25 protein-coding genes and 1 rRNA gene are annotated in these 26,181 nt (G+C 63.7%); 15 read left to right on the top strand and 11 right to left on the bottom strand.

The window, feature by feature from the left end:
- The 3 genes from J9893_RS01855 to J9893_RS01845 all read right to left on the bottom strand — a co-directional run.
- Positions 1–90: ribosomal RNA gene (locus J9893_RS01855) — 16S ribosomal RNA — on the bottom strand; the annotation flags it as partial.
- A 533-nt stretch (positions 91–623) separates the two neighbouring features.
- Positions 624–1,670, bottom strand: coding sequence for a nitronate monooxygenase (locus tag J9893_RS01850; RefSeq protein WP_210600758.1), 1,047 nt, complete (start codon positions 1,668–1,670; stop codon positions 624–626).
- Between the two features lie 207 nt (positions 1,671–1,877).
- Positions 1,878–2,519: a ribonuclease gene (locus tag J9893_RS01845; RefSeq protein ID WP_210600759.1), complete on the bottom strand. Its 642-nt coding sequence runs from the start codon at positions 2,517–2,519 to the stop codon at positions 1,878–1,880.
- Positions 2,520–2,740: 221 nt separating this feature from the next.
- On the opposite strand from J9893_RS01845, the gene J9893_RS01840 reads away from it, so the two are divergent.
- The 3 genes from J9893_RS01840 (at position 2,741) to J9893_RS01830 (ending at position 4,153) form a co-directional block, all read left to right on the top strand.
- Positions 2,741–3,301, top strand: a complete 561-nt coding sequence (locus J9893_RS01840; protein WP_010672952.1) for a carbonate dehydratase — start codon at positions 2,741–2,743, stop codon at positions 3,299–3,301.
- 146 nt (positions 3,302–3,447) lie between these two features.
- Positions 3,448–3,741 (top strand): hypothetical protein, encoded by a 294-nt coding sequence (locus J9893_RS01835; protein WP_041214573.1) that lies wholly within the window; start codon positions 3,448–3,450, stop codon positions 3,739–3,741.
- Position 3,742: 1 nt separating this feature from the next.
- Positions 3,743–4,153, top strand: a complete 411-nt coding sequence (locus tag J9893_RS01830; RefSeq protein ID WP_210600760.1) for a DUF6515 family protein — start codon at positions 3,743–3,745, stop codon at positions 4,151–4,153.
- Between the two features lie 89 nt (positions 4,154–4,242).
- On the opposite strand, the gene J9893_RS01825 is transcribed toward J9893_RS01830, so the two are convergent.
- Together J9893_RS01825 and J9893_RS01820 are read right to left on the bottom strand one after the other, a co-directional pair.
- A complete protein-coding gene (locus J9893_RS01825; protein WP_246875493.1) occupies positions 4,243–5,562 on the bottom strand; it encodes an ATP-binding protein in 1,320 nt (439 codons plus the stop codon).
- A 14-nt stretch (positions 5,563–5,576) separates the two neighbouring features.
- Entirely contained in the window at positions 5,577–6,257 is a 681-nt protein-coding gene (locus tag J9893_RS01820; protein WP_010672948.1) for a response regulator transcription factor, read from the bottom strand.
- A gap of 148 nt (positions 6,258–6,405) precedes the next feature.
- Between J9893_RS01820 and J9893_RS01815 the strand changes: the two genes are divergently transcribed.
- Together J9893_RS01815 and J9893_RS01810 are read left to right on the top strand one after the other, a co-directional pair.
- Positions 6,406–7,563 (top strand): efflux RND transporter periplasmic adaptor subunit, encoded by a 1,158-nt coding sequence (locus tag J9893_RS01815; protein WP_203764256.1) that lies wholly within the window; start codon positions 6,406–6,408, stop codon positions 7,561–7,563.
- 2 nt (positions 7,564–7,565) lie between these two features.
- Positions 7,566–9,515 (top strand): MacB family efflux pump subunit, encoded by a 1,950-nt coding sequence (locus J9893_RS01810; protein WP_246875492.1) that lies wholly within the window; start codon positions 7,566–7,568, stop codon positions 9,513–9,515.
- A gap of 224 nt (positions 9,516–9,739) precedes the next feature.
- Here the strand turns inward: J9893_RS01810 and J9893_RS01805 are convergent, their stop codons facing one another.
- Positions 9,740–11,635: a PhoX family phosphatase gene (locus J9893_RS01805; protein ID WP_210600763.1), complete on the bottom strand. Its 1,896-nt coding sequence runs from the start codon at positions 11,633–11,635 to the stop codon at positions 9,740–9,742.
- Between the two features lie 386 nt (positions 11,636–12,021).
- Positions 12,022–12,930 carry an S-adenosyl-l-methionine hydroxide adenosyltransferase family protein gene (locus J9893_RS01800; RefSeq protein ID WP_210600764.1) on the bottom strand — a complete coding sequence of 303 codons (909 nt, stop codon included), beginning with the start codon at positions 12,928–12,930 and terminating at the stop codon, positions 12,022–12,024.
- Positions 12,931–13,080: 150 nt separating this feature from the next.
- Here J9893_RS01800 and J9893_RS01795 point away from each other — a divergent pair, with 150 nt between their 5' ends.
- Complete coding sequence (locus tag J9893_RS01795; protein ID WP_210600765.1) at positions 13,081–13,542, top strand: hypothetical protein; 462 nt, start codon at positions 13,081–13,083, stop codon at positions 13,540–13,542.
- 7 nt (positions 13,543–13,549) lie between these two features.
- On the opposite strand, the gene J9893_RS01790 is transcribed toward J9893_RS01795, so the two are convergent.
- Positions 13,550–14,776 (bottom strand): MFS transporter, encoded by a 1,227-nt coding sequence (locus J9893_RS01790; RefSeq protein ID WP_210600766.1) that lies wholly within the window; start codon positions 14,774–14,776, stop codon positions 13,550–13,552.
- A 246-nt stretch (positions 14,777–15,022) separates the two neighbouring features.
- Between J9893_RS01790 and J9893_RS01785 the strand changes: the two genes are divergently transcribed.
- The 7 genes from J9893_RS01785 to J9893_RS01755 all read left to right on the top strand — a co-directional run bounded on the left by J9893_RS01785 (position 15,023) and on the right by J9893_RS01755 (position 22,341).
- The gene (locus J9893_RS01785) at positions 15,023–15,931 is read left to right on the top strand and encodes a LysR family transcriptional regulator (RefSeq protein WP_052814866.1); all 909 of its coding nucleotides are present in this window, start codon (positions 15,023–15,025) and stop codon (positions 15,929–15,931) included.
- A gap of 90 nt (positions 15,932–16,021) precedes the next feature.
- A complete protein-coding gene (locus J9893_RS01780) occupies positions 16,022–16,693 on the top strand; it encodes a CsgG/HfaB family protein (protein ID WP_052814865.1) in 672 nt (223 codons plus the stop codon).
- An 11-nt stretch (positions 16,694–16,704) separates the two neighbouring features.
- Positions 16,705–17,064: a DUF4810 domain-containing protein gene (locus J9893_RS01775; protein WP_080989864.1), complete on the top strand. Its 360-nt coding sequence runs from the start codon at positions 16,705–16,707 to the stop codon at positions 17,062–17,064.
- Entirely contained in the window at positions 17,061–17,714 is a 654-nt protein-coding gene (locus tag J9893_RS01770) for a DUF799 domain-containing protein (protein ID WP_052814863.1), read from the top strand. The genes J9893_RS01775 and J9893_RS01770 overlap by 4 nt, the downstream gene beginning before the upstream one ends.
- Positions 17,715–17,932: 218 nt before the next feature.
- A complete protein-coding gene (locus J9893_RS01765; RefSeq protein WP_210600767.1) occupies positions 17,933–19,408 on the top strand; it encodes a GGDEF domain-containing protein in 1,476 nt (491 codons plus the stop codon).
- Positions 19,409–19,510: 102 nt separating this feature from the next.
- A complete protein-coding gene (locus tag J9893_RS01760; protein ID WP_210600768.1) occupies positions 19,511–20,764 on the top strand; it encodes a DEAD/DEAH box helicase in 1,254 nt (417 codons plus the stop codon).
- A gap of 221 nt (positions 20,765–20,985) precedes the next feature.
- Positions 20,986–22,341, top strand: coding sequence for a ferric reductase-like transmembrane domain-containing protein (locus J9893_RS01755; RefSeq protein WP_210600769.1), 1,356 nt, complete (start codon positions 20,986–20,988; stop codon positions 22,339–22,341).
- Positions 22,342–22,420: 79 nt separating this feature from the next.
- Here J9893_RS01755 and J9893_RS01750 read toward each other — a convergent pair whose 3' ends face one another.
- Complete coding sequence (locus J9893_RS01750) at positions 22,421–23,878, bottom strand: DUF2235 domain-containing protein (RefSeq protein ID WP_210600770.1); 1,458 nt, start codon at positions 23,876–23,878, stop codon at positions 22,421–22,423.
- A 246-nt stretch (positions 23,879–24,124) separates the two neighbouring features.
- Between J9893_RS01750 and J9893_RS01745 the strand changes: the two genes are divergently transcribed.
- Together J9893_RS01745 and J9893_RS01740 are read left to right on the top strand one after the other, a co-directional pair.
- Positions 24,125–24,634: a hypothetical protein gene (locus J9893_RS01745; RefSeq protein WP_210600771.1), complete on the top strand. Its 510-nt coding sequence runs from the start codon at positions 24,125–24,127 to the stop codon at positions 24,632–24,634.
- A 234-nt stretch (positions 24,635–24,868) separates the two neighbouring features.
- Positions 24,869–25,264 (top strand): hypothetical protein, encoded by a 396-nt coding sequence (locus tag J9893_RS01740; RefSeq protein ID WP_042016530.1) that lies wholly within the window; start codon positions 24,869–24,871, stop codon positions 25,262–25,264.
- A gap of 109 nt (positions 25,265–25,373) precedes the next feature.
- Here the strand turns inward: J9893_RS01740 and J9893_RS21510 are convergent, their stop codons facing one another.
- Both J9893_RS21510 and J9893_RS01730 read right to left on the bottom strand, forming a co-directional pair.
- Positions 25,374–25,610, bottom strand: coding sequence for a hypothetical protein (locus J9893_RS21510; protein WP_246875491.1), 237 nt, complete (start codon positions 25,608–25,610; stop codon positions 25,374–25,376).
- A 99-nt stretch (positions 25,611–25,709) separates the two neighbouring features.
- The coding region (locus tag J9893_RS01730; RefSeq protein WP_210600772.1) for an integrase core domain-containing protein at positions 25,710–26,181 on the bottom strand (472 nt) is incomplete at its 5' end.

Genomic DNA, 26,181 nt, shown 5'->3' with positions numbered 1-26,181 from the left:
TAGCAAGCTACTTTCCCGCTGCCGCTCGACTTGCATGTGTTAGGCCTGCCGCCAGCGTTCAATCTGAGCCATGATCAAACTCTTCAATTTAAGTTTGGTTGCTTCGAAAAGCGGCTCAATGAATTGCTGAATTAACTGCTGCAACTAAAAGTTGCTTTGGTCACTTCATCAGACATTGAAAATCAAAAATTGTTTTTGATGCTCGATACTGTGAGTGCCCACACAGATTGCTTGATTCAAATTGTTAAAGAGCGACACAGCTTTTGGCTGCTGCGGGAGTGGCATTCTACTCAACCGCCTTCTCGAGTCAAGCCTTATTTTTACAGGCTTTTCGAGGCTATCGACTCAGGCTTTGCGTTGCCGCTTTGCCCTGTCGATGGAGGCGCATTATAGAGACATAGATCACATTGGCAAGCTCTCATCGCAATAAAATTGCAAAAAAATGCCAATTCTTAGTTATTCATATCAAAGCACAGTTTTTATACAGACTTATCCACAGGGTGAGCCCGAAAAGGGCTCATTCTGCACCCTATTACCTCCCGTTCCTCTCTGCCCGTCTCCTGTTCGAAGGGTTGCTGACCATATCAATTCATATATAGAGGAAGAGAATCGCAAAGTGACGATCAGGCCAGTTCTGCCTCAGCAACCCAGGCAGCGATCAGCTCGGCTGCCGCCATGGAGCGGCAACCCGATATATTCTGCCCGGCCCAGAGTGGCGAGAAACCGCTGTCACCCGCCTTTTCGGCTGCGGCACGCAACGGAGCCAATGCGCCGCTGGCATACGGGAAGTCTGGCGGCAGCACCGAAAGGGGGCCGAGTTCCCGCATCAAGCGGTTGACTATGCCCCGCGCCGGACGGCCGCTGAACAGATTGGTCAGTGCGGTGTGCTGGCCATGCCTCCCCTGCAGCGCCGCACGGTGCAGGGGCGAGGTCGTCGCCTCGTGGCAACAGAGGAACGCCGTTCCCACCTGTACGGCGCTCGCTCCCAGAGCAAGGGCGGCTCTGATGCCCTTTCCATCGACTATGCCCCCGGCGGCGATGACAGGCAGATCCACTGCCGCCACTACCTGTGGCAGAAGGGTAAAGGTGCCCTGCTGCAAGCTGAGATCCTCACTCAGGAAGTGACCGCGATGGCCACCCGCCTCCAGCCCCTGGGCGATGACGGCATCGGCTCCGTGGTCAGCAAGCCACTGCGCTTCTGCCACCGTGGTGGCGCTGGCAAACACTTTTGCGCCTGTGGCCTTTACTTGGGCAAGCAATTCGGGCTCGGGCACGCCGAAGTGGAAACTGACCACGGCAGGTCTGAACTCTGCAAGCAGGGCCGCATGCTCGCCATTGAAGGGGGCCCGAGAGGGGGCTCGCGACGGCACAGCGGCATCCACCCCGAACTCGGCGTAATAGGGTAACAGTACCTGGCGCCAGCGCTGCTCCGCTGCCGGTTCCGGCTCGTGCTGCCGATGGCAAAAGAAGTTGATGTTGTATGGGCCCGACCCGCTGGCGGCGAGACGGCTCAGCTCCTGGCGCAGCTCGGCACCACTCAGCATGGCGGCAGGCAGGGAGCCCAGAGCCCCCGCACTGGTCGCAGCCATCGCCAGGGCGCTGTTCTGCACACCCGCCATGGGGGACTGAATGACGGGATAGCGCATCCCCAGTTCGGCAAAGAGCGTCATATGATGGTTTCCTGTTTCTGATGGTGAGTCTGCCTGTGCGCCAGAGGCGGGTTGAGTCGGCAGATCGCACCTGACATGCTGACACGTCGTCTGGCGATATCGCCTGCCCAGTTCCCGGCCAGACATCCTGCCTTGGCTTTCATCCATCAGGCTCCTTGAGGTTCATTGCACATCAGGCCCGCGAGGGACCTGATGAAGATAACGAGCTCAGCGCACGCTGCGCAGCAGGAAGTCCGGCTGGCCACAGGAGCGGCGCTCCCGCTTCTGCATCTCGTCGGAGCAGGGAACGGCATCCGTCCCCTGCTTGTTGATACAGATGTAGATCTCCCGCAGGAAGCGGCCCCCATCAGCGCAGGCCACCGTGATGTTATCGGGGGCCAGCCACTCGTTGGCGCTCGCCAGCTCGGCCTTGAGCTGGAAGCTGTTTTTTCTCAGCGGCTCTTCCGGCGATTGATAGGCGGCCGGGATCTTCACCTTCTGGCGCAGATCGCTGGCCAATTGGTGAAATGCCTCCTGGCTCAGCCCGGAACAGGTGCCGTGCTTCTCCCATTCATGGCGATAGAGGAAGCGGCTGGGGTAGAGCCCGGCAAACTGCTGCTCCATGTCCGCATCCAGCCGCTCGCGGGTGCAGCTGGCGGGGTAGCCGCGCTGATACTGGGGCCAGAGACCGTGCAGCACGAACCCCAGCTTGCGGGCGCACTGCTCCCGATCCCCTGGCTTGATGGCGCAATGCTCGGGCGACCAGGAGAGTGCCATGGCGTAATAGTCAAACTCCCCCGCATAGCCTTTGCCTTGTGCGGCGGAGATCCACAACAGCGACCCCACCAGCCATACCATGACCTGCTTCATCTCTCGTTCCCCCTCATCTCTTTGCACCCGGTGGCGCCCCATTTTGCGCCCTCATGCTCCCATAACAGGGAGTCAAAGAACAATCGCTCAAAATGGCCTTACTCACTGTGGGTCAGACCAGTAAAAGGTTTCCCCTGCCGGATCAGAGGCGTAAGCTGGCTCTCCGGCGGGCCTTCATGACGCGCCACGTTTCCCCGATTTCATCAGCAACAGGACGTAACATGATCCGCAAGAATCCCTCAGGTCACCTGCCCGTTATCGACGAATCCGCCTATATCGACAAGACCGCCATCATCTGTGGCAAGGTGATCATCAAGGAGAACGTGTTTGTCGGCCCCTATGCCGTGATCCGCGCAGACGAAGTGGACGAGAGCGGTGACATGGAACCCATCGTCATCGGCGCCAACTCCAACATTCAGGATGGCGTCGTCATCCACTCCAAATCCGGCGCTGCCGTCACCATCGGCGAGTTCAGCTCCATCGCCCACCGCAGCATCGTCCACGGGCCCTGCGAAGTGGGTAACCGGGTCTTCATCGGCTTCAACAGCGTGCTGTTCAACTGCCACATCGGCGAAGGGTCCGTGGTGCGCCACAACTCCGTGGTCGATGGCTGCGATATTCCCCCCGGCTTCTATGTCCCCTCCACCACCCGCATCAACCAGCAGAGCGATCTGGCGCAGATCCCACGCGTCACCGTGGACGCCACCGAGTTCTCCGAGGATGTGGCTCACACCAACATCGACCTGGTCAGGGGTTACAAGGCGCTCTCCAACGAGTTTTGATCCGGCGAGCGGTTCACGACACACAACGGGCGCCACGGCGCCCGTTGTCACAACTGTAAAGAGGGCGAAAAGAAGGTGTAAAGGTGGTTGAGCCGAGTGCATGCGTCGCGTTTGATGGGGGCGTTCCCATCAATGGAGTCATCATCATGTCACGCTATCCTGTCGCCCTTGCCCTTCTGCTGGGCACCACGCTCCTTCATGCCGGCGAGATGCCGCCCCCGATGGGCGCCCGCCAGGGAGGCCCCATGACACCGCCCCCCTCAGTGCTCTATCACGCCAGCAAGCAGGGTGCGGATCCCCAGGTCCTGGTCCAGGCGCTGTCCAAAAACATTGATGCCGCCAAGCCGGATACCCGCTACGAGGTCACGGTCAGCGTGCGCGAACTGCCGCCCCAGCCACTCAAACCCCAGCCCGCCGGTGCGCCGCTCAAGGGGCAGTGAGATGAGTCTGCACCGCCCTTCACTCTGGCTGCTTGCCATGGCCATCGCCCTGCCTGCCATGGCGGGTCCGGGGAACATGGGCAGACCGGGCGGATGGGAGAGCCCTGCCCCGCAGTACGGCCATGGGGCTGGCCCCGGCTTCGGCCACCCCGTCGACAGGCTGCCGGGAGGGGTGGAAACCTTGCTGCTGGCCGGGCTCACCTACTATGTGCTCGACGGCATCTTCTACCGCCAACAGGAGAACCACTATGTGGTGGTCTCTCCGCCTCCTCAGGTCCTGGTGGTGGCAGAGACAGGGCTCATCCCTCTTGATCTGGATGGCCGCCGCTATTACGTCAGGGAGGATCACTACTACCTGCGAGAAATAGACGGGCGCTACACCGAGGTGCCGCCGCCAGCGGCGCTGCGCTGAATCGCACGGAGGAACAGATACGAGCAGGGGGCCTTGGCCCCCTCTTTCATTACAGGGGTTTTACCCCACTCGGGTCTGAGCCGCGTACCTCAGGAGGGCTCATGCAGGGGTAGCGTCATGGTCACTCTCAGCCCCCCCTGTGCGCGATTGCGCGCCTGGATGGTGCCCCCCTGCAGAATCACCGCCTTGCGGGCGATGGCGAGCCCGAGCCCGTAGCCCTTGCCCATGCGGGGTGAGCCGATGCGCACGAAGGGGTCGAAGATCCCCGCCAGCTTCCCCTCCTCCACCCCGGGCCCCCGATCGGCGATGGAGAGCTGCACCTCCTGGCCCAGGCGCAGCAAGCGAACACTCACCATCTGGCCCGACTGCGAGAAACGCAGGGCGTTGCGCACCACGTTCTCCACGGCGCGGCGCATCAGCTCCGCATGCCCCAGCAGGAGGCAACCCTCCCCCAGCGCCGCCTCGAGCCCTATCTCGACCCCGGATTGCTGGGCTTCGAACCTGGCATCCTGGACGACGGTCTCCACCAGCGCCAGCAGGTCGTAGTGGCTCTGCTCAAGCCCGTGGCCCTGCTCGGCACGGGAGAGGGTCAGCAGCTCCCCTATCATCCTGTCCATCCGCTCCGTCTCGAGCCGGATCCGCGCCAGGGCGTCGCTCGCCTTCTCTGGGCGCTGCTCCGCCAGGCCGATGGCCATCTGGATGCGGGCCAGGGGGGATCGCAGCTCGTGGGAGACGTCGTGAAGCAGTTGCTCGCGCCCCTCGACCAGTTGCTGCAACCGCTCCACCATGAGATCGAACTCCTTCGCCACCTCCGTCAGCTCGTCCCGGCGCCAGCGCAGAGTGGGCCACAGCCTGACCCCCAGATCCCCCCTGGCTACCCGATCGAAACTGCGCCGCAGGGCGTTCATGGGCCGGGTCAGGTGCAAGGCGAACAGAATGCTGAACAAGAGTCCCCCCAGGCCGCCAATCCAGAGCATGGGCGGGGGAATGTTGAGCCAGGAGAGGGGGCCGGGGGCCGGCCCGCCGGGGAGGACGCGCGGGTCCGCTCTGGTCTGCAGCAGATAGGTCTGCCCGTCGTTGGCGATCACGGTGCGCGTCAGCACGACGCCGGGGCCCGGCTCCCCGGGGGCAGGCGGCCTGGATGCCCGGGGCGCTGGCCGGGGAGGCGCATCGGAAACATCGAGGAGTGTTATCTGCAGCAACGGCGGCGACATGGCCTGACTCAATGCCGTCGCAGCCTCGATCCCCCCCTTTGCCAGCACGGCTGCCGCCATCTCCAGATGCTGGCTCGCCAACTGCTGGGCCAGGTGCTCTTCCGGGGGGGCACGCTCGGCACGAAAACCGAGCCAGAGCAGTTGGCTGACCAGCACGATGGCCAGCCAGAACCCCAGCAGAATCTTCCAGAACAAACGTCCCTTGAGGATCACCGTATCTTGTACCCTATGCTGCGCACCGTCTCGATGGTGACGGCCTCCCCCGCCTTCTGCTGCAGTTTCTGCCTCAGGTTGCAGATGTGCACATCGACGCTGCGATCATAGGCCTCCCGCGGGCGCCCTACCCCTTGCAGGGAGAGGGTGTCCTTGGTGACCACCTGCTCCGGTGCTCGCACCAGCAACACCAGCATGTTGAACTCGGTGGCGGTCAGCTCCAGCGGCTCCCCCTGCCAGAGACAGACCCGGTTGGCCGGGGTGACCGTCAGATCCCCCAGGATGAGGGCATCCGGCGAGGGGGTTGCGCTCCCCCCCTCGTTGACCCGCCGCAGAACGGCCCGCAGCCGGGCCACCAGCTCCCTGGGGTAGCAGGGTTTGGGCACATAGTCATCGGCCCCCATCTCCAGTCCCACCACTCGATCCACGTTGTCCCCCTTGGCGGTCAGCATGATGATCGGCAGGCGGCTGCGCTGGCGCACCTGGCGCAGCACCTCGGTGCCGCTCAAGTCGGGCAGCATCACATCCAGCAGCAGGGCGCTGTAACGGCCGGAGAGGGCATGGTGCACACCTTCTCCTCCGGTCAGCACCTGGGTGGTATCAAACCCCTCTCCCCCCAGATATTCACTCAACATTGCGCCCAGTTCGGCATCGTCATCCACCAGCAGGATCTTCATATGCGGTCTCCCTTGTCGGCGGCCATTTTCGCCGCTTGCCACGCACTTGGCAGCCATTTTTACGAAACCCTTACGCTTGGCGCAAAGAGCCTTAACCCGGCTCTGGGGTAGAGTGCCGCCGTTACCGTCATTCAGGATACAGGTTGTCATGCCCACGTTCTCCCCTCGTCTCTTCTGGCTGCTGCCCCTGTGCGCCCTCGCCCTGTTGCTGGCCTGGCGCCCCCAGGCCAAGGCACCCGCCAGCGACTACATCACCGCCAGTGCCGAGACCCGGGATCTGGAGCAGCTCATCATGGCGGACGGCACCCTGAAAGCGCGCAAGCAGGTGAGCGTGGGCGCCCAGGTATCGGGCCAGATCAAGAAACTGCACGTGACTCTGGGGCAGGAGGTCAAACAGGGGGATCTGCTGGTCGAGATCGACGATCTGCCCCAGCAGAACGCCCTCAAGGATGCCCTGGCCCAGCGCGACAACCTCCAGGCCCAGCTGGATTCCAAAGAGGCCACCCTTCGCAATGCCCGCCTGGCATACCAGCGCCAGCAGCAGATCGTCGCAAGAGGCCTTGGCAGCACGGCCGACCATGACAGCGCCAAGGCGACCCTGGACGAGACCCTGGCCGATATCCGGGCCCTCAACGCCCAGCGGGTGCAGGCCGAGATCGCGGTGGACACAGCCCGGGTCAACCTGGGGTATACCCGGATCCTGGCCCCCCTCTCCGGTACCGTGGTGGCCATGCCGGTGGAGGAGGGGCAGACCCTCAACGCCAGCCAGAGCACCCCTACCCTGCTCAAGATTGCCCAGCTCGACACCATGACGGTGGAGGCCAGGATCTCCGAGGCCGACGTCATCAACGTCCGGGTCGGCATGCCGGTCTATTTCACCATTCTTGGCAACAGCCAGCGCCGCTTCGAGGGATCCCTGCGGGCCATCGAGCCCGCCCCCGACACCATCAATGACGACGACACCACCAGCAGCAGCGACAGCAGCGCCATCTATTATCACGGCCTGTTCGAGGTGCCCAACCAGGACGGTCAGCTCAGGATCAGCATGACGGCCCAGGTCTATCTGGTGGTCGCCCGGCTCAAAGATGCGCTGGTGATCCCGGCCATCGCCCTGCAGGGGGATCAGGTCAGGGTGGTCGACGACGGAGGCCGGATCAGCCTGCGCCGGGTCAAGGTCGGCCTGAACAACAAGGTGGATGCCCAGATCCTGTCGGGCCTGAGCACCGGTGAGCGGGTCATCGTCAGCGAAGTGAGCGCAGGCCAGAGCGACGCCGCCGGGGGCATGCCGCCCCCCATGGGGATGTGACCATGGGCGCCTTGTTGCAACTGAGGGGCATCCGCCGCCACTTCAAAGAGGGTGAGCGCACCGTCACCGTGCTCGATGGCATCGATCTGGCGATCGCCCGTGGAGAGATGGTGGCCATCGTCGGCGCTTCGGGCTCCGGCAAATCCACCCTGATGAACCTGCTGGGCTGCCTGGATCAGCCGAGCGAGGGGGCCTATCTGGTGGCCGGGCGCGACACTGCCACCCTCAGCCGGGACGAGCTCGCCGCCCTGCGCCGGGAGCACTTCGGCTTCATTTTCCAGCGTTATCACCTGCTGGCAGATCTCGACGCCCGCACCAACGTGGAGGTGCCCGCCCTCTACGCCGGTCTGGATCCGGCCACGCGACGCCAGCGGGCCGAGGCCCTGCTGACCCGCTTCGGCCTCGCCAGCCGGCTCGAACACAAGCCAAGCCAGCTCTCCGGCGGCCAGCAGCAGCGGGTCAGCATCGCCCGGGCCCTCATCAACGGCGGCGAGGTGATCCTGGCCGACGAGCCGACCGGGGCCCTCGACAGCCAGAGCGGCGCCGAGGTGATGGCGAGCCTTCAAGCCCTGCATCGCCAGGGCCACACCCTGGTGATCGTCACCCACGACATGGACATCGCCCGCCACGCCGAGCGGATCATCGAACTGAAAGATGGCCGGGTGATCGCCGATCGCCGCACGCGCGAGCCACAGGCCCTTCCCCAGGCGACCCAGGCCGCCACCAAGACGTCCGCCAGGGGGAAGACCCCGCTGATGGCGGGGCTCGGGAATGCCCTGCAGATGGCCCTCAAGGCCATGGTTGCCCAGCGTCTGCGCACCTTTCTCACCATGCTCGGCATCATCATAGGTATCGCCTCGGTGGTGACCGTGGTGGCCCTCGGGCAGGGCTCCCGGGAGCGAGTGCTGGAGAACATCAACGCCATGGGCACCAGCACCCTGGAGGTGTTCCCCGGCCGCGGCTTCGGGGACATGCGCTCCGCTACCATACAGACGTTGCGGATCGGGGACGCCGAGGCCATCGCCCGGCTGGACTACGTGCACAGCGTCACCCCCAGCCTCAGCACCAGCGCCACCCTGCGCCTTGGCAGCATCGCCGTCTCCGGCACCATCAACGGCGTCGGCGCCCAGTTCTTCCAGGTCAGGGGCTATCGCCTGGCCCAGGGCATGGGCTTTGATCGCCAGAGCGAGGAGAGCCTGGCCCAGGAGGTGGTGATCGACGAGCACACCCGGGACAAGCTGTTCGCCCCGACCCAGTCCCCCCTGGGCCAGGTGATCCTGCTGGGGGATCTGCCCTGCCGGGTGATCGGGGTCGCCATCAAGAACCAGAGCGGCTTTGGCAGCGACGAGACCCTCAACGTCTGGATCCCTCATACCACCGCCATGAGCCGCCTGCTGGGGCAGAGCCATCTGCGCAGCATCAGCGTGCGGGTGCGGGACGAGGTGAGCCTGGACGCCGCCCAGGACGGCATCAGCCGCCTGCTCACCCTGCGCCACGGCAGCCAGGACTTCTTCCTGCTCAACACCGACAGCATCCGCCAGACCATCAGCCAGACCAGCGCCACCCTGACCACGCTGATCGCCCTCATCGCGCTCATTTCCCTGATCGTCGGGGGCATAGGGGTGATGAACATCATGCTGGTCTCGGTCACCGAGCGCACCCGGGAGATAGGGGTGCGGATGGCGGTCGGCGCCCGGACCCGGGATATCCAGCAGCAGTTCCTCATTGAAGCCGTGCTGATCTGCCTGCTGGGGGGCGTGCTCGGCATCGCCCTCTCCCTGCTGCTTGGCCAACTGTTCGACCACTTCAGCAGCGGCGTCCGGATGAGCTACTCCCTTGCCGCCATGGGGGTGGCCTGCCTTTGCGCCAGCCTGATCGGGGTAATATTCGGCTTCGCCCCGGCCCGCCGGGCCGCCAGGCTGGATCCCATCCACGCACTGGAGCGCGAATAGCCCGCATTGACGCCGGGGTGACGCCACTCACCCCGACACCGGATCAGGGGCCGATGCCCGGCCCCGCCACCAAGCCTGAACGCCCGCACTTCTTCCCTGAATGCGCGGGTTCTTTGACCGGGTCCCGTACCCGGTCTTTTTTTGTCTCCCGCCCGCCACACCCACAAAAAAAGCCGCCCGAAGGCGGCTCTTGTCATCACGGGCCAAGCGGTTACCCCGGGCCATCAGGCGCCGATGATACCGCCATCGTCCCGGGTGATCCGCAACACGGCGGAGCGGGGAATGGCGGTGCCGCCGTCCGGGAAATGGGAGGGAGCCCCTTCCTCACCCGGGTGCTGCACCCCGACGAACAGGGTGCGCCAGTCTGGCGTGAAGGTGAGGCCCGTTATTTCGCAGGCCACGGGGCCGGTCAGGAAGCGGCGCACCTCGCCGCTCGCGGGATCGGCGCACAGCATCTGGTTGTTGCCCATGCCGGCAAACTGCTTCTCGTTGGAGTAATCGCCGTCGGTCTGGATCCAGAGCCGCCCCGCCTCGTCGAAGCCGATGCCGTCCGGGCTGTTGAACATGTTGTCCGGATGGATGTTGGCACTGCCCGCCATCAGCCCCTCCTTGTGCACGCCAGGGTTGCCCGCCAGCAGGAAGAGATCCCACTCGAAGCGATCGCTCCCGTGATCGTCCCCCATCGGGCGCCAGCGGATGATCTGGCCATAGGGGTTCTCGGCCCTGGGGTTGGCGCCATCGAGAGGTTGGTTCTCCTTGATGCCGCGGTTCTTGTTGTTGGTCAGGGTGCAGTAGACCTCGGCCCTGTGGGGATGCACGGCCACCCACTCGGGCCTGTCCATGGTGGTGGCGCCGAGCCGGGTCGCCGCTTCCCGGGCGAAGATGAGCACCTCCCCCTGATCGGCGAAGCCGTTCTCCCGGGTCAGGCCGTGCTGGCCGTGTACCAGGGGCAGCCACTGGCCAGTGCCCTTGAGCTCCCCCTCCCTGGCCTCGAAGCGGGCCACATAGAGGGTGCCCTCGTCCAGCAGATCCCGGTTGGCGGGGTCATTGCCCGGTGCCACCCTGTTCTTCGAGACGAAGCGGTAGATGTGCTCCCCCCGCTCGTCATCGCCGAGGTAGACCACGGCGCGGCCATCCTGGTTGACGGTGAAGGCCGCATTCTCATGCTTGAAGCGGCCAAGGGCGGTACGCTTCTTCGGGGTGGAGGCGGGGTCGCGGGGATCGATTTCCACCACCCAGCCGAAGCGGTGCGGCTCCTGGGGATGCTTCGCGAGATCGAACCGCTCGTCGAACCTGTGCCAGCCAAAGCCCGCATCCTCGGCGGCCAGGCCGTAGCGGGCGGCGCGCTGGTCCAGCACCGGCTTGCCCTCGCTGCCGAAGTAGCCGTTAAAGTTCTCCTCGCAGGTGAGGTAGGTGCCCCAGGGGGTCTGGCCATTGGCGCAGTTGTTGAAGGTGCCAAGGGCGGTGCGCCCCTCGGGATCGGCCTGGGTCTTGAGCAGGGCATGGCCCGCCGCCGGGCCGCTCAGTGTCATGGGGGTGGTAGCGGTGATACGGCGGTTGAGGGCCCCCTTGGGGTTGGCCTGCCACTTGCCATCGATGCGCGCCAGCTCCACCAGGGAGACCCCGTGGGCCGCCTGGGCCTTGGCGACCGCCTCTGCACTGAGGGTCTTGCCGCCATCCGCGAACAGATATTCGTAGTTGGTGTATTCGTTGTTGACGGCGAGCAGGGCGCGATCCGGGCCCAGGGGGAAGAAGCTCATGCCGTCGTTGTTGTCGCCAAACTGGCGGGCCTGGGCCTTGGCATCGTTGCTCTGGGCAAAGGCGGGGGCATCGGGGAAGAGAGCATCCCCCCAGGCGATCAGCACCTCGGCCCGGTAGCCGGGCGGCACCACTATGGTGTCGGCCACCGAGGCGGGCACGGCCTGGAAGCCAAGCAGCGGCCGGGTCGCGGCGGCCACGGCGCGGGCCACCGGGCTCGCGGCGAAGAAGGCCACCATGCTGGCGGCGCCCATCCCCTTCAGGAAACCACGGCGGCTCAGACCGGCCTCGATGAGGCGGTTGAATTCCGGTTCCTGCTCGCGGGGATGGTTGGCGCTGTCTCTCTCGTCAAAACGGCTCATCGGCTTTTCCTTGTTCTCTGTGCTGGCGTCATTGCGTAATCACTGCGTCCGGCCACAGCATGGGGGCACTTTATTAAACAAGGATGACAAACGATGAGATAGCCGCCTGGCCCGACAAGGCGCCACCGCCCAGGAGAAGGGGCGGTGGGCACCAGTCCCACCGCCCCAAGAGACACATCGCCGACAGAAGCTCTCCCCTCTATCTAGCCGCACGTCTTCAGACTGCTATGCCCGTTTGTACCGGATAGCGCCCGATGGCAACGTCTAGTTGCACTTCTTCAGGCTGATATGCCCGTTTGTACTAGATAGCGCCCGCTGGCAGCGTCTAGTTGCACTTCTTCAGACTGCTATGCCCGTTTGTACCGGATAGCGCCCGATGGCAGCGTCTAGTTGCACTTCTTCAGGCTGATATGCCAGTTGGCGCCGGATTGCACCTGGTGCTTGGCGGCGAAGCTGTCCATGTTCAGGGCCACCGACACCTGCAACAGGCTGTTGAGGTAGACCAGGGGCTGGCCCTCCGGCACGTCGCCAAAGCTACTGACGTAGGGGGCCTTGCCCTCGTATTTCAGCGCATCCCCTTCGCTGATCCTGATGCAGGCGTTGTCCCCCTTGTGGATGCCTGCCTTGCCGAGCAGGGCCTCGTCGATGTTGGTCCAGACGTTGCCGTACTGCACGTCCAGGATCGGGATGGTGCCCTTCAAGGTGCCATCCTGCTCGACCACCGCGGGCTGATAGGGGATGGTCACCACCTCGGCAGGCAGTTTGGGCCCCACCTGCTCGAAGCTGATGGCACCGGAAGCGAGCCGGGCGCCGGTGTAGGCGTAGACATCGCGCCCATGGAAGGTATAGGACTTCTCGGAGCCCTTGAGGCGGTTGGTCTTCTCGTCTATCTGGCGCACCGCCTCGATACCGAAGTGCTCCGCCGCCAGGGTCAGGGTGCCGTTGTCCGGGCTGACGATGAAGTGGCCGCTCCTGGTCTTGAGTACCACCGACTTGCGTTCGGTGCCGACACCGGGGTCCACCACGCTGACGAAGACGGTACCCGCGGGCCAGTATTGCAGGGTCTGATAGAGGCGGTAGGAGGCTTCCCAGATGTTGTAGGCCGGGATCTCGTGGGTCAGGTCATGGAGCGGCAGGGTGCGGTCCACCCCGAAGGCGACCCCCTTCATGGCCGAGACGGCGCCATCCTTGAGACCGAAGTCGGTCTGGAACACCAGGGCCTCGTTGGCAAGGGCACTCGCCCCCACCAGAGAGAGAGCGAGTACGAGGGCGCGGGGGACGATACGAATATCCATGTCAGGGCTCCTTTAAAGACGTTTGGACGTCCAGATTGCCATTCATGGGAATCTTTGCAACCCCTGATGCCCGAATGGGGGGCGAAATGACTCGCCAATCCGCCCCGTGCGGGTGTATCCATGGGGCATCCAACGCCGGGAGCACACCAGATGACCAGAAAGCATCACGACACCATTTTGCTGAGCCTGGGCAATACCCGAAGCCAGGTCGCGCTCACCGCGGCCGATGGCACCAGCCAGACATTTGCATTGACACTGGGGCTCGATGCCCTGACCCCGGGACCCTTTCGCCGGGATCCGCCGACGCCCCTGGAGCTTGAGCAGGCCATCATGGTGGTGGAGGATGTGCTGATGCCCCTCGCGGCACGGATCCCGCCCCACCCCGTGCTGCACCTGCAAAGCCCGGAGCCCCTGGCCGAGGTGCTCGGTAACCGGGTGCAGAGCCGGGAGAACATAGAGCGGTTGTTCGGCCAGCTTGCCGCCATGGTGGAGGGGGATCCCCTGGCATCGGCCCAGTTGCCGAGGGGGAGGCGCATCGCCGCCGCCCTGCTGATCCTGCGGGAGTGGATGCACCACCTGGATGCCGGGAGCGTCGTCCTGGTCGATGGGTGATGCCCTGTCACACAGCGGGCTCGAAGCGCCGCCGAGACACCGCCCAGGCCAGCCCCAGGCTTGTCAGGGTGCTGCCGACGAAGAGCAGATCCAGCGCGACGCCAAGACCTGCTCCGTCGCTCACCCAGCCCAGCAACACGGGTACCCAGTTCGCCACATAGGCGATCACATAGAAGAGGGAGAGCAGCCGCGCGTGGCTGGCCGGGGGCGCGATGCGATTGATCAGGGTCGCACTGCCCACGAACACGGCCCCCTGGGCATAGCCCGCCACCAGCAGCCCGAGTCCCGCCAGCCAGCTGGGCAGGCCGTGAACGGCCCCGGCAAAGAGCAGCACGCACAGCGCCAGGGCCAGCACGCCGCTTTGCAGGGTATGGCGGGCATCGAGGCGACGGGCCCAGAGCTGGCAAAGCCCAGAGAAGACCAGATAGGCCGCGACAAGATAGCCGAACAGCCCCAGATCCGTCATGCCCAGCATCTCGCTCACCACCTTGGGACCCATGGCCAGCAAGCTGGCCGCCACCGCCCAGGCGGTGAAGAGCGCCAGGGCGCAAAGGAAGAACCCGGCCCCCGTGGCCTTGAGCCCCTCTCCCAGGGATCCGCCACCCTGCCCGCTCGGGGCGGCCTTCGTCGCCCTCACCCCTTTGGGCCAGCTCAACACCAGCCCCCCGATGGCGCAGGCCGCCATCCCCAGGATCAGCAAAAACGGCAGCGTGGTCGGGTAGAGATCCTGCTGCAGCGCCAGCCCGCTGAACACGGGGCCAAGAGCCAGCCCGGCGGTGAACGATAATGTAGCGCTCAGGGCCGCTCGCTTACCCCCATCCCTGGGGCCAAAACGCAGCAGCGCCACATTGGCGGCGCCGGTCAGGCTGCCCGTGCCAATCCCGGCCAGCAGCCGCGCCAGCAAAAGGGCCCAGAAGCTGTCGGCCAGGGAGAAGAGCAGGGCCCCGCCCCCGACCGCCACCAGGGCAGGCAGGATCAGGGTGCGCAGATCCGCCACGCGTCCCGCCAGGTTGCCCACCCCGAACAAGGCGATGAGCACGCCCCCCGCATAGCCGCCATAGATGAGGCTGAGGCCGAGATCGCTCAGAGCCAGCGCCGCCTGGTAATGGGGATAGAGCGGGGTAGGCACGCTGCTGTTGAGCAGGGCCGACATCAGGGCGAGGGAGAGAAACCAGCGCAGACGAGGATGGACAACCTGACCTGGCTCGCAAGCCGGGACGCTTGAGACAGACATGGACACTCCAGTGGCAGACGAATGAAACCGCAATCGGGAGCGACATCATAGCGATCCCGCCCACTCCGGACTGCGGCAGTTCTGCATCACGCCGACTCAATCCTGCATCACGTCGGGGTGGCGCGCGCCCTTGGCCGGGGAGCCGCAGGCACGCACCGGACCCGGTCTATCCCCTTGTGCTGCCATCCCCGCTGGCATCTAATATTGCGGCGCCAATCGGGCGTTCTGCTTGAGTGAGGAGCAAGCATGATCAACTGGGACGATGCCCGCGTCTTCCTGGCCCTGGCACGGCGGGGCAGCCTGCGGCAGGCCGGACTCGAGCTCGGGGTGGATCAGGCCACCGTCGGGCGGCGGATCACCCTGCTCGAGCAGCAGCTGGGGGCCAAGCTGTTTATCCGCACCCCCAGACACTATCGCCCCAGCCCCCTGGGGGAAGCGCTGCTGCCCCAGGCCGAGGCCATGGCGCAGGCGGCCCTGGCCATGATGCGCACCGCGAGCCTGGGAGAGCTGGAAGGGGAGCTTTGCATCGCCACCACGGATACCCTGGCTCAGGGCTTCGTGCTGCCCGCGTTCACCCTGCTGCGCCAGCGCCACCCCGGCATCCGCCTCAAGTTGCTGACCGCCGTCAGCGTGAGCGACATCCCCAATCAGGAGGCGGATCTCGCCATTCGCAGCGTGCGCCCCGAGCAGGGAGACCTCGTGGTCAAACGGCTCGCCACCATCAAGATGGGGCTCTACGCCTCTCCCGACTACCTGGCCAGGCGAGGCACGCCCCGCTCGGGTCAGGCACTGCAAGAGCACGACCTGTTGCTCTTTCCCAGAGAGCTGGTGGCCCGTCACTGGCTGAGTCTGTGCGGCGAACCGCTCCACGAGCCCAACGTGGTCCTGCAGAGCAATGCCCAGCTGGTGCTGATGGCCGCCGCCCGGCAGGGGCTCGGCATCGCCCTGCTCTCCACCTTCCTCGCCGAGGAGGATCCCGCCCTGGTGCGCCTGCTGCCTGACCAGCACGATCCCATCGACATCTGGATGGTGCTGCACCCGGATGTGCAGAAGACGGGCCGAATGCGCGCCCTGGTGACAGCCCTGGAGGAGGTATTCCAGCCCCTGCAACAAACCCAGCCCTCCGCCACCCCCTGTCAAACGCACAGGGATTGAGCGGGTATGCCCCCCATACGGGGCACTTTCTTCGCAACGAACCATGTTAGAGTCCGCCGCTGTTTTTTTCCTTTGATAACGGGGCCTTACATGAAGAAGTTTGTTGTTTCATCCAGTGTCATCCTGATGGCGGGCTTGCTGACAGCCTGTGCGAGCGAGTCGTCGCGCACCCTGGAGGTACCCAAGGTTGCCTCCTATCAGAGCCACTATCAGGGCGCACGCAGCCCCATCGCCGTCGGCAAGTTCGACAACCGTTCCAGCTACATGCGTGGCATCTTCTCCGACGGCGTGGACCGGCTGGGCAACCAGGCGAAAACCGTGCTGATCACCCACCTGCAGCAGACCGGCCGCTTCAGCGTGCTGGATCGCGACAACATGCCGGAGATCCAGGCCGAAGCCGGGATCAAGCAACAGGCCCAGCAACTCAAGGGCGCCGACTACGTGGTCACCGGCGACGTCACCGAGTTTGGTCGCAAGGAAGTCGGCGATCATCAGCTGTTTGGCATCCTGGGTCGCGGCAAGTCACAGATCGCCTATGCCAAGGTCAACCTGAACATCGTCAACGTCACCACCTCGGAAGTGGTCTTCTCTTCCCAGGGTGCCGGGGAGTACGAACTCTCCAACCGCGAGATCGTCGGCTTCGGCGGCACCGCCAGCTACGACTCCACCCTGAACGGCAAGGTGCTGGATCTCGCCATCCGCGAGGCCGTCAACAATCTGGTGAACGGCATCGAGACCGGTGCCTGGCGCCCGGCCCAATGAGGAGAGACGAGATGACGCTGTTCCGTCCTTCCCTGCTGCTGGTCAGCGGCCTGCTGCTGAGCGCCTGCGCCCAGGGGCCGCAGACGCTCTACAACTGGGATCAATATCAGGGAGTGGTTTACCAGCACATGCAGGGTGACGACACCGGGGTCGAAGCGCAGATCGATGCGCTGGAGAAAAACCAGCAAGAAGCGAGCGCCAAGGGGCAGGCTGTGCCACCGGGCTTTCACGCACACCTCGGCATGCTGTACGCCCAGCTCGGCAAGGATGCCCAGACTCGCGAGCAGTTCGAAACCGAGAAGCGCCTCTTCCCCGAATCGGCCCCCTTCATGAACTTCCTGATGTCTAGCAAGAAGGGAGAGACCCAATGACCCTGCGCACCCTCCTTGCCCTCACGCTGGGCGCCCTCCTCATGGGCGGCTGTGCACAGGGCCCCGGCTACGACTACAGCAACTTCAAGGAGAGCAGACCAACCTCCATTCTGGTGCTGCCGCCGGTGAATCACTCGCCGGACATCAAGGCGGGCCCCAGCCTGCAATCCCAGATCACCTATCCGCTCGCCGAGTCCGGCTATTACGTGCTGCCGGTGGCGGTCACCAACGAGACGTTCCGGCAGAACGGCGTGACCGAGCCCGCCGACATCCAGGCGCTGCCCATCAAGAAGCTCCACGAGATCTACGGTGCCGATACCGCCCTCTACCTCGACATCAAGGAGTACGGCACCAGCTATCTGGTCATCTCCAGCGAGACAGTGGTCACCGCCAGTGCCCGCCTGGTGGATCTGCGCACCGGCAAGCTGCTGTGGGAAGGCAGTGCCAGCGCCAGCAGTGCCGAGCAGCAGGGCAATTCGGGGGGCGGCCTCATCGGCATGCTGGTGGTGGCGGTGGTCAATCAGATTGCCAACACCCTGACCGACAAGGGCCATGAAATCGCCGGCATCACCAGCGTCAGGCTGCTCAGTGCCGACATGCCCAACGGCATCCTCCCTGGCCCCCGCTCGCCGAAATACCAGGCTCGCTAAGGCGCGTCGTCTCACTCCACACAAGAGGGCGCCATGCCCTCTTGTTTCAGCCCCCCCCTTTTCCCCGCCCACCATCGAATGCGATCTTATCGTCTATCTTTTTGATATTGCTGACTAATTTTTGTGCATACCCCATGGCACCCCACCAACTTCATCTGGTGATGCCCGGCAAAATCAGTTACAAAAAAGGCCTCTGTCACCACGGGAGCGTTCACGCCATGGCCGCCTCACTGCTGCGTTTCCTCCCCCGTCGATGGCTCACCCGGCTTGGCTGGCTCTGCCTGGTCCTGATGGGGCTCGGATTGGTGTGCAACTACACCTACCTTCGTATCAGGCACGACATGGCGCTCATCACCGCCAAGCAGCCCAACCTGTTCGAGGTGTTCTATCAGCGGGCCCGCATCCTGGCGCCAGAGAAACTGGCCGCCTTCATCGACAACAGCAGCATCAAGATGCCCATCTTCAGCGAGAACGGGGATGCGACGGCCTATGCCTATGGCTATGATCTCCCCACCCTGAAGCGCCTGGCGGTCATTCCCGTGTTGCCCCCGGCCAACCAGATGCTCCTCGCCTACCAGTACGTCATCTCCAACCCCGAGGTCCTCAACCTCTACGCCTTCTATGATGATCGCCGCATGCTTGGCATGGTCGCCAGCAAGGGGATGCTGCCGAGCCAGTTGTTGCCCATCAACACCGACCTCAGCGACATCGAGCCCTGGACCCACTATTTCGGCTGCGCCTTTTTCGCGGCCACCCATGTCCCCTGCAGCACGGATGAAGCCTGGGTCTCCGGTCTCTATACCGACACCTTCACCGGGTTGCAGGCCATCACCCTCTACTTCCCCTTCATCTATTACGAGCCCGCCATCAAGGACTACCGCTATGGGCTCAAGGGCATCGACATCGCCGTCGACCGGGCGTTCAAGGAGGTGCTGCGCCCCTTCGAACATCTCAACCCGACCCGGACCGTCCTCTCCTTCGAGGAGGTCGAACCCTGCCGTCCGTTCCACCTCTGCCTGAGCACGCCGCTGATGCGCACTCAGGCAGGCAATGATCTCTACCTCAAGTGGTCATACAGTTACGGCGATTTCATCCGGTCCGTGCTCTACGGGGCGGCCTTCAAGCTCTATCTCATCATCCTGCTGCTGATCATGCTGACGGGGCGCAGCCTGGTTACCCGTCTGCGCATCCTGGCCCAGACCGACCACCTGACCCGGCTGCCACGCCGTGACATCCTCAATCAGGCGCTGCTGCGGGAGCACGACTACCTGATGATCCTCGACATCGACAACTTCAAGTCCGTCAACGACACCCATGGTCACGGGGTGGGTGACCTGGCGCTCGTCGCCTTCGCCAATCACCTCAAGACCAATATCCGCAAGGGCGATGTCGCCATTCGCTGGGGCGGGGAAGAGTTCATCGTGCTGTTCAAGGGGATGGACGATGACAAAATGATGCATCACTCCGCCGCCCGCCTGCTGGAGCGGCCATTGCGCATCCCCGAGCTGCCCGCCCCCATCACCTTCTCCGCCGGAGTAACCCGCATTCGCGATTACCTGACGGTGACCGAGGCGGTGCAACTGGCCGACGACCTGCTCTATCACGTCAAGCAGCACGGCAAGCGCAATATCGCCTATTACCAGGGGCAAACCATCCGCCTTGTCCGCGATCCGGGTGACAATTCAGCCCCCTGAGCGGCCCGGCTTCTGCCGCTCCCCTGCTATCTGTTACCATCCCGGCCACGCTGATTGTTTCCGCCCCGGCCACGGGGCGGGATAACCCCATACTGGTGCCCTATGTCCATTGCCTCTTTCGCCGAACTGGCCCTCTCCCCCCGCTTGCAGCAAACCCTGACCGAGCTTGGCTACGCCGCCCCCACCCCGGTGCAGGCCAGCGCTATCCCCCTGATCCTCGCGGGGCGGGATCTGATGGCGGGCGCCCAGACCGGCACCGGCAAGACCGCCGCCTTCGTGCTGCCGCTGCTGGAGCAGTTGCTGCAACACCCGACGAGCGATGCCCCTCGCCCCATCCGCGCCCTGGTGCTGGTGCCGACCCGCGAGCTGGCGGTGCAGGTTGCCGAGAGCGTCACTCGCTACGCCAGGGGCACCACTCTCACCAGCACGCTGGTCTACGGCGGGGTGAGCATCGCCGCACAGGTGGAGGCGCTGAACGCCGGGGTGGATATCCTCATCGCCACCCCGGGCCGCCTGCTCGATCACCTGCGCCAGGGGGCGCTCACGCTGGCCGAACTGCGCCATCTGGTGTTTGACGAGGCGGACAGGATGCTCGATATGGGCTTTATGGACGAGATCCAGGCGCTGTTGAAGCAAATCCCGGCGGATCGCCAGACCCTGCTGTTCTCGGCCACCTGCGATGACAACCTGTTTGCCCTCTGCAAGGTACTGCTGCGCGACCCGGCGCTGGTGGAAGTGGCACCGCGCAACACCACGGCGGCCGAGGTGGAGCAGCGGGTCTATGCGGTGGACAGCGATCGCAAGGTGGCGCTGGTCCAACACATGCTGACCGTGAAGGGCTGGGCGCCGGCGCTGATCTTCAGCCGCACTCGCCAGGGGGCCGACAAGCTGGCCCAGCAGCTTGGCAAGGGGGGCATCAATGCGCTCGCCTTCCACGGGGATCTGTCACAGAGCGCGCGGGAAAACGTGCTGCTGGCGTTTCGCGCAGGCACCTTGCAGGCCCTGGTGGCCACCGACGTGGCGGCTCGCGGCCTCGATATCAGCGAGCTCAACCATGTGATCAATCTGGAGTTCCCCCATCAGCCCGAGGATTACGTCCACCGCATCGGGCGCACCGGCCGCGCCGGCAACAAGGGGCTCGCCATCACCTTGTTCAGCCCGGAAGACGCCCCCCTGCTGGAGAAAGTCGAAGCCGTGCTCGATACCCGCCTGCCCCAGCAGTGGTTCCCGGGCTTTGAGCCGGCTCTCACCCGCTTCGACCCCGAGCCGCGCCGCGCCAGCAAGGGCGCCCAGAAGCAGAAGGCCAGAAAGCAGGCCCTCGCGGGCAACAAGGGCGGCAAGGGACGAAAATCCTGACACGACTGTTTGCTGGGGCAGCCATGCGCCTGCCCCAGCATCACCCCTCTCCAGACCCAGGCCTGTGGGGTGACGCCAACCGCTTTCCTGCCCCCCTGTTCTGCCCCGCGCCCCCCTCCTCAGCCCGCTTGCCCTGACCCGGCGACCCTTTGCCACACTCTGCTACAAAAGAGGTAGTCAGGGGGCACACTTTCGCCACAAAGCAGGCGTGCAATGGAGGCATGGACAAGGAGGACATCATGAAACCCGCATCCCTCATCTGGGCCCTGCCCCTGACCCTCACCCTCATCTGGCTGTTTGGCCTGACCCAGTGGCCCGCCGGTCTCTGGCCCTGGCGCCACGAGCTGCTGATCCTGACCGGTCTGCTTGGCCTTGGCGCCATGACCCTCTCCCTGCTGCTCGCCCTGCGCCTGCCGAGGCTCGAGGCCTGGTGCGGCGGGCTGGATCGCATGTTGCACCTGCACCGCAGCAGCGCCCTCTGGGCCACCGGCACCCTGGTGGCCCACTGGCTGCTGGTGGAAGCCCCCAAGTGGGCTGTCGCCGCCGGCTGGCTGACCCGGCCGGCGCGCCGCGGTGCTGGTGCTGGTGCTGGTGCTGGTACTGGTGCTGGTACTGGTACTGGTGCTGGTGCTGGTGCTGGTGCTGGTGCTGGCAACGATGCCCTCTGGCACAGCCTCGGCAATACCCTGGGGGAATGGAGTTTCTATCTGCTGCTGGCGCTGGTGGTGGTAAGCCTGCTGGCGGTGGTGTGCTACGAGCGCTTCAAGGTGGTTCACCGGCTGGCCCCGGTCATCTATCTGATGGGCTGGCTGCACGGGCTCTGCCTGCTGCCGCGCATCGGCGCCCTGACCCCGGTCGGCCTGACCCTGCTTATCGGCGGCGGGCTGGGTGCTCTGGGGGCGCTCTACTCCCTGTTTGGCCGGGTGGGACGGGACGCACGCCGCCAGGGGACGGTCAGCGCCCTCACCCCTCTGGACGAGCGCACCCTGGAGATCCGGGTTGGCCTCACCGCGCCCCTGCCCGGCTACCGCCCGGGGCAGTTCGCCTTCTTCGACTTTGCCGGGCGCGGCGAGCCCCACCCCTACACCCTGGTCGATGTCTCGGCAGACTGCCGCACCCTGACCCTGGCGGTGCGCGCCCTCGGGGATCACACCCGCTGGCTGCACCGCCACCTCAAGGTGGGGAATGCGGTGATCGTGACCGGCCCCTATGGCGCCTTCGCCCTGCCGGATCCGGCCCCCGCGCTCTGGGTGGGCGCCGGTATCGGCATCACCCCCTTCGTCGCCTGGCTGGAGGCCCTGGTACGCCGTGGTGAACAACGCCCCGGCACCACCTTGCTGCAATGCGCTCCCAGCGCCGAGGCCGCCCCCTATCACAGTCGGCTGGCCGATCTGTGCCGCCGGGTCGGGATCGACTACCGGCTGCATCTGGAGTCCGAGCGCGGCCGGCTGGATCTGGCCGCCCTGGGCAAACGTCAGCACACCCCGGTGTGGTTCTGCGGCCCCGAGCCCATGGCCCAGAGCCTGGATGCCCACCTGGCCACCCCGCTGCACCGGGAGCTGTTCCGCTTTCGCTGACCTTCGACACACCTCACCGCGTCACCCGAGACATAAAAAGGGCTTCCCGAGGGAAGCCCTTATCGTCACCCAGCCGCTATCAGTCGCGGCTCACCGTGAGCGTCACAAAGCCACGGTTGTTCTCGTAATATCCCCAGGCATCGTTGGCAAAACAGTAGAGATAACCGCTCTTGGTCGGCTTAATGCTGGCCTCTTTGCCGATCACAAAGGTGCTGGGCCGCGCCGGAGTGCCATCGTTGTCCGGGTTACCCGCATCCGCCACCACCCCTATCAGGGCAAACCATTCCGCCTCTTCCAGCCGCTTGGTAGCAGGAACATTGGCCTGACTGTTGCGAGTCACTATGCCGTAGAAGCGCTCAATCTTGCCAAGTGCATCACCCAACAGGTGTGCAAGCGCCTTGTCGCGCACCCCCTCCGGGCCCGCTGGCACATGGGAGTCATGCCACTCACCATGAGCGCTGAAGCGGTAATGGCGACCAGCCTCCAGATAGATACCAGTCCAATACCATGGATGGCGGGCATAGATATCCAGGGTGATCGAACCTTCCGTTGACCACTCCTTGGTGGGCAGATAGGGAAGCTGATTGATGGGAGAGAGCTTGCGCCGCTCATCCACTGACTTGTGGACTTCGGCGGAGCGAAGATTCGGCAAGCTGCGCGGCGAGGTGAGCAAAAGCTTCATCAGACCGACGTGGGATTCGTGCAGCAGGCCGGCAGGATCAGGATGTAGCTGCGAGCTTGCTGACTCCCTGAACACCAATCCACACTGGCCAGCCTCCTTCATCATCCAGGCCAGAGTGATATCCGAAAGCCCGTGTTCCTTGTAGCCGCCACCAACGTCGCTATGAACCCCGGCAAACCAGATCTGCTGCATGTCTCGCCCTGGGGCCGGATCCCAGAGAGTCGGCGTGAAACTACCTCGTTTCTCGTCGATAGCGACGGCATGGCGCGCCGTCTTGATATGCTCGCCAAGCTGGACGTCGTGAAAACGGTAGTTGTCGGGACGGTCGAGCAAATTCAGCAATCCCTTGTCATCGGGAATACCGAGAGCGCCGACAGTATCCCATACCCCAATGAAGCGGATAGCTTGAGAGGCTGGATAAAAGGTGAGATCCGCCAAGAGCTGCTTCTTGCGATATCCCTGATCGTAAATCCGCTCCACCACCTCGCCCATCCCTTCATCAGAGGCGAATCGGACTATGCCGCATCGCCCAATCATGCCCCCGAGGCTACGGGCCGTGAACGCACCGCGACTAAAACCAAACAAGAAAAGTTCATCTCCTTCTTGGTAATGAGTCGCCAACCATTGATAACAGTCACGAATATCCTCACTGAGCCCAAGCCCGATCGTGCCTCCCATCACCTTGTCGATCAGACCACCACTGCCAACCCCGCTCTGGTAACGTGTGAGCTGGGTTTCGTCACAGCGCAGGGCATTGAAGATTTTGAATACATTGGTAGGCGCCAGCACACCGTCATCTTTGTTGTCTTCGCTGTTCCAGGTTCCATCGCAGCAAACAATCAATTTTCTAGCCATCACGCACTCCTTACGCGGGGATATCACGGTTACCACCTCGGTACCGTATGACGCTTTATGCTAGTCCATCCATTGGCGACCCCACTGTTGTTACATCACCTTTGTTCCTCCAAGAGCACAAAGTAGTTAAGAGATCTCTTCTTTGAAGAGACAAAGGGCGGGCACTGCTACACCGGCCTTTTCGGGTCATTTTCGCCATGGGCTGACTATCCTCAACAGGGTCTCTTGCCCAATGTGGAGCTACCCATGGATCGCTACTACAAACACCTGGCCATCAGCGGCCTCATCTCCTTCGGAGGCCTTGCCCTGATACTGCTGCTGCAAACCATCCCGCTCATTTCCAACATCATGACCGCCATCTTCTTCGCCGGATCGGTGGGGGCCGTCATCAACAACTATTACCGTCTCGCCAGGCTGCACGACAGCGACGCCATAACCCACATCAGCCAACCCCGGGTGATCGTCACGCAATTTTATGTCTCCCTGCTGTTTTCCGGCATTCTCGGCTTTATCGCCTACGGACTCTTTGCCAGCAGCCTGCTGCAGGGGGATCTGTTTCCCAAGTTCAAACACATGGAGCCCCCCTATGTCTCCTTGCAGACCCTGCTGACCCTGGCCTCTCCTGCAACCAATCTGGATGCCGCCAAGGCCATCATCTGGGCCTTTATCGCCGGTTTTTCCGAGCGATTCGTCCCCAATGCCATCGACGCCCTCACCAAGGCAGTCCCCCCTTCCGGGCAAGACACCCCGGGATAAGGGCCCGGGCAAACAGGAGCATTGCCACCCTGGATGCAGACCGGACTACCCGGCATCCGGATGAAATACACTGGCGCCGCCTGTTGTTCTCGTATCGCCATCACGGACAAGCACCTTACCCCCGGCGTCAACGCAGCAATACGATTTCATGACCAAAACCCTCATTCGGGTATTGATGCATACGGAATGAATAAGCATCATCTTGCCGCCCCTGGTCATGGATAAGAATGTTGTATGTCCTTTGATAAAAAGCACGGTGAGTTCATCTTCAATGTGCAGGAACACCTGGTCACCTGCGAGCTGATCGGCCCTTTCAATGAAGAGGGTATGCTGGCGTGGATTGCACAGATAAAGTCCGTGGTGAACAGCCTGGACGGTAAGCGTTTCTGCGCCCTGGTGGACCATCGTCAGCATCAGGGGGTAGTGCTATCCGCCCTGCCCCATCTGCAGGAGACCTATCAGTGGCTGACCCAGAAGAATCTGGTGGCCATCGCCTCCCTCTATTCGGCCAAGGTGCTCCATCACATCGCCCTCTCCTGCCTCTCCCTCACCCACCCGGACCATATCCGGGCATTCAACGACCCCCAAGAGGCCATCGCCTGGCTGGATGCCCAATACCAGACGCGATAGGCCACCCGGCCTGTGTTGATACGCCATATGCCGCGCCCTCACCGCCCAGGTCCGGATAAACAGGCCCCAATCCCTGCCCTGAGGTGCTGAGCCCGGCAGCAACCGATGGCTATTCCCCGAGCGACAGGAAAGAGGCCACCGTCAGAACCGCCGCATCTTGCCCGGTTATCTGTACCGGCAGGGCAGCATCCCAGCCAAGGGGCATCTGGGCCGCCCGCACGCTGCCGCCCCAGAAGCTCGCCACCAGTATCAAGGCCCCGGCCAACCCGTATTTGATCCAGGATTTCATCGTCTTGGGAAAGTGCGAACAAGTATCCCAAGAACAAAAAATGAAAATTTTAGTCATTTAATATCAATGGGTTACCAGTAAATGCTCTCGTGCCATATGACTTATTCGCACCTTCCCTAGTTATCACCTGACACCGGCCTCAAACCGGTGTCTTGTTTACGCTACTTTAGTGCGCACTTCCTTCGGTATCAATTTCAGACCCTTTTTGAACATGCTGTAGGGGGTTTGACCCTCCATCATCCTGCCCTGATGTGGCCGCTGGGTGTTGTAGTGATCCAGATAGCTGTCCAGGTCTGTCTGCATCTGCTCCACTGATTCATACCAGGTCGTCCTCCCCTTGATACGGAAGTGTTCATCCAGCAGGGTGCGATGTAGCCGCTCGATAAAGCCGTTGCTCTGCGGCCTGCGTACCTTGGTGGTCCGGTGCTCAATCCCCTCCAGTTGCAGGAACAGCTCGTAGGGGTGATGGTCATGGCGTCCGCAGAACTCGCGCCCGTTGTCCGACAGGATGGTATAGACCCGCGCCTCGTGAGCCTCGAAGAACGGCAGGACCGTTTCGTTGAGCACATGGACCGAGGTCACCGGCAGCTTGCTGGTGTAGAGCCGTCCCCAGGCGTGGCGGCTGTAG

Source organism: Aeromonas sp. MaB10011B, from assembly GCF_017939325.1.
Classification (GTDB): Bacteria; Pseudomonadota; Gammaproteobacteria; order Enterobacterales; family Aeromonadaceae; genus Aeromonas; species Aeromonas caviae.
The sequence above is the reverse complement of the archived record's forward strand: the minus strand, read 5'-3'. Positions and strand labels throughout refer to the sequence as shown.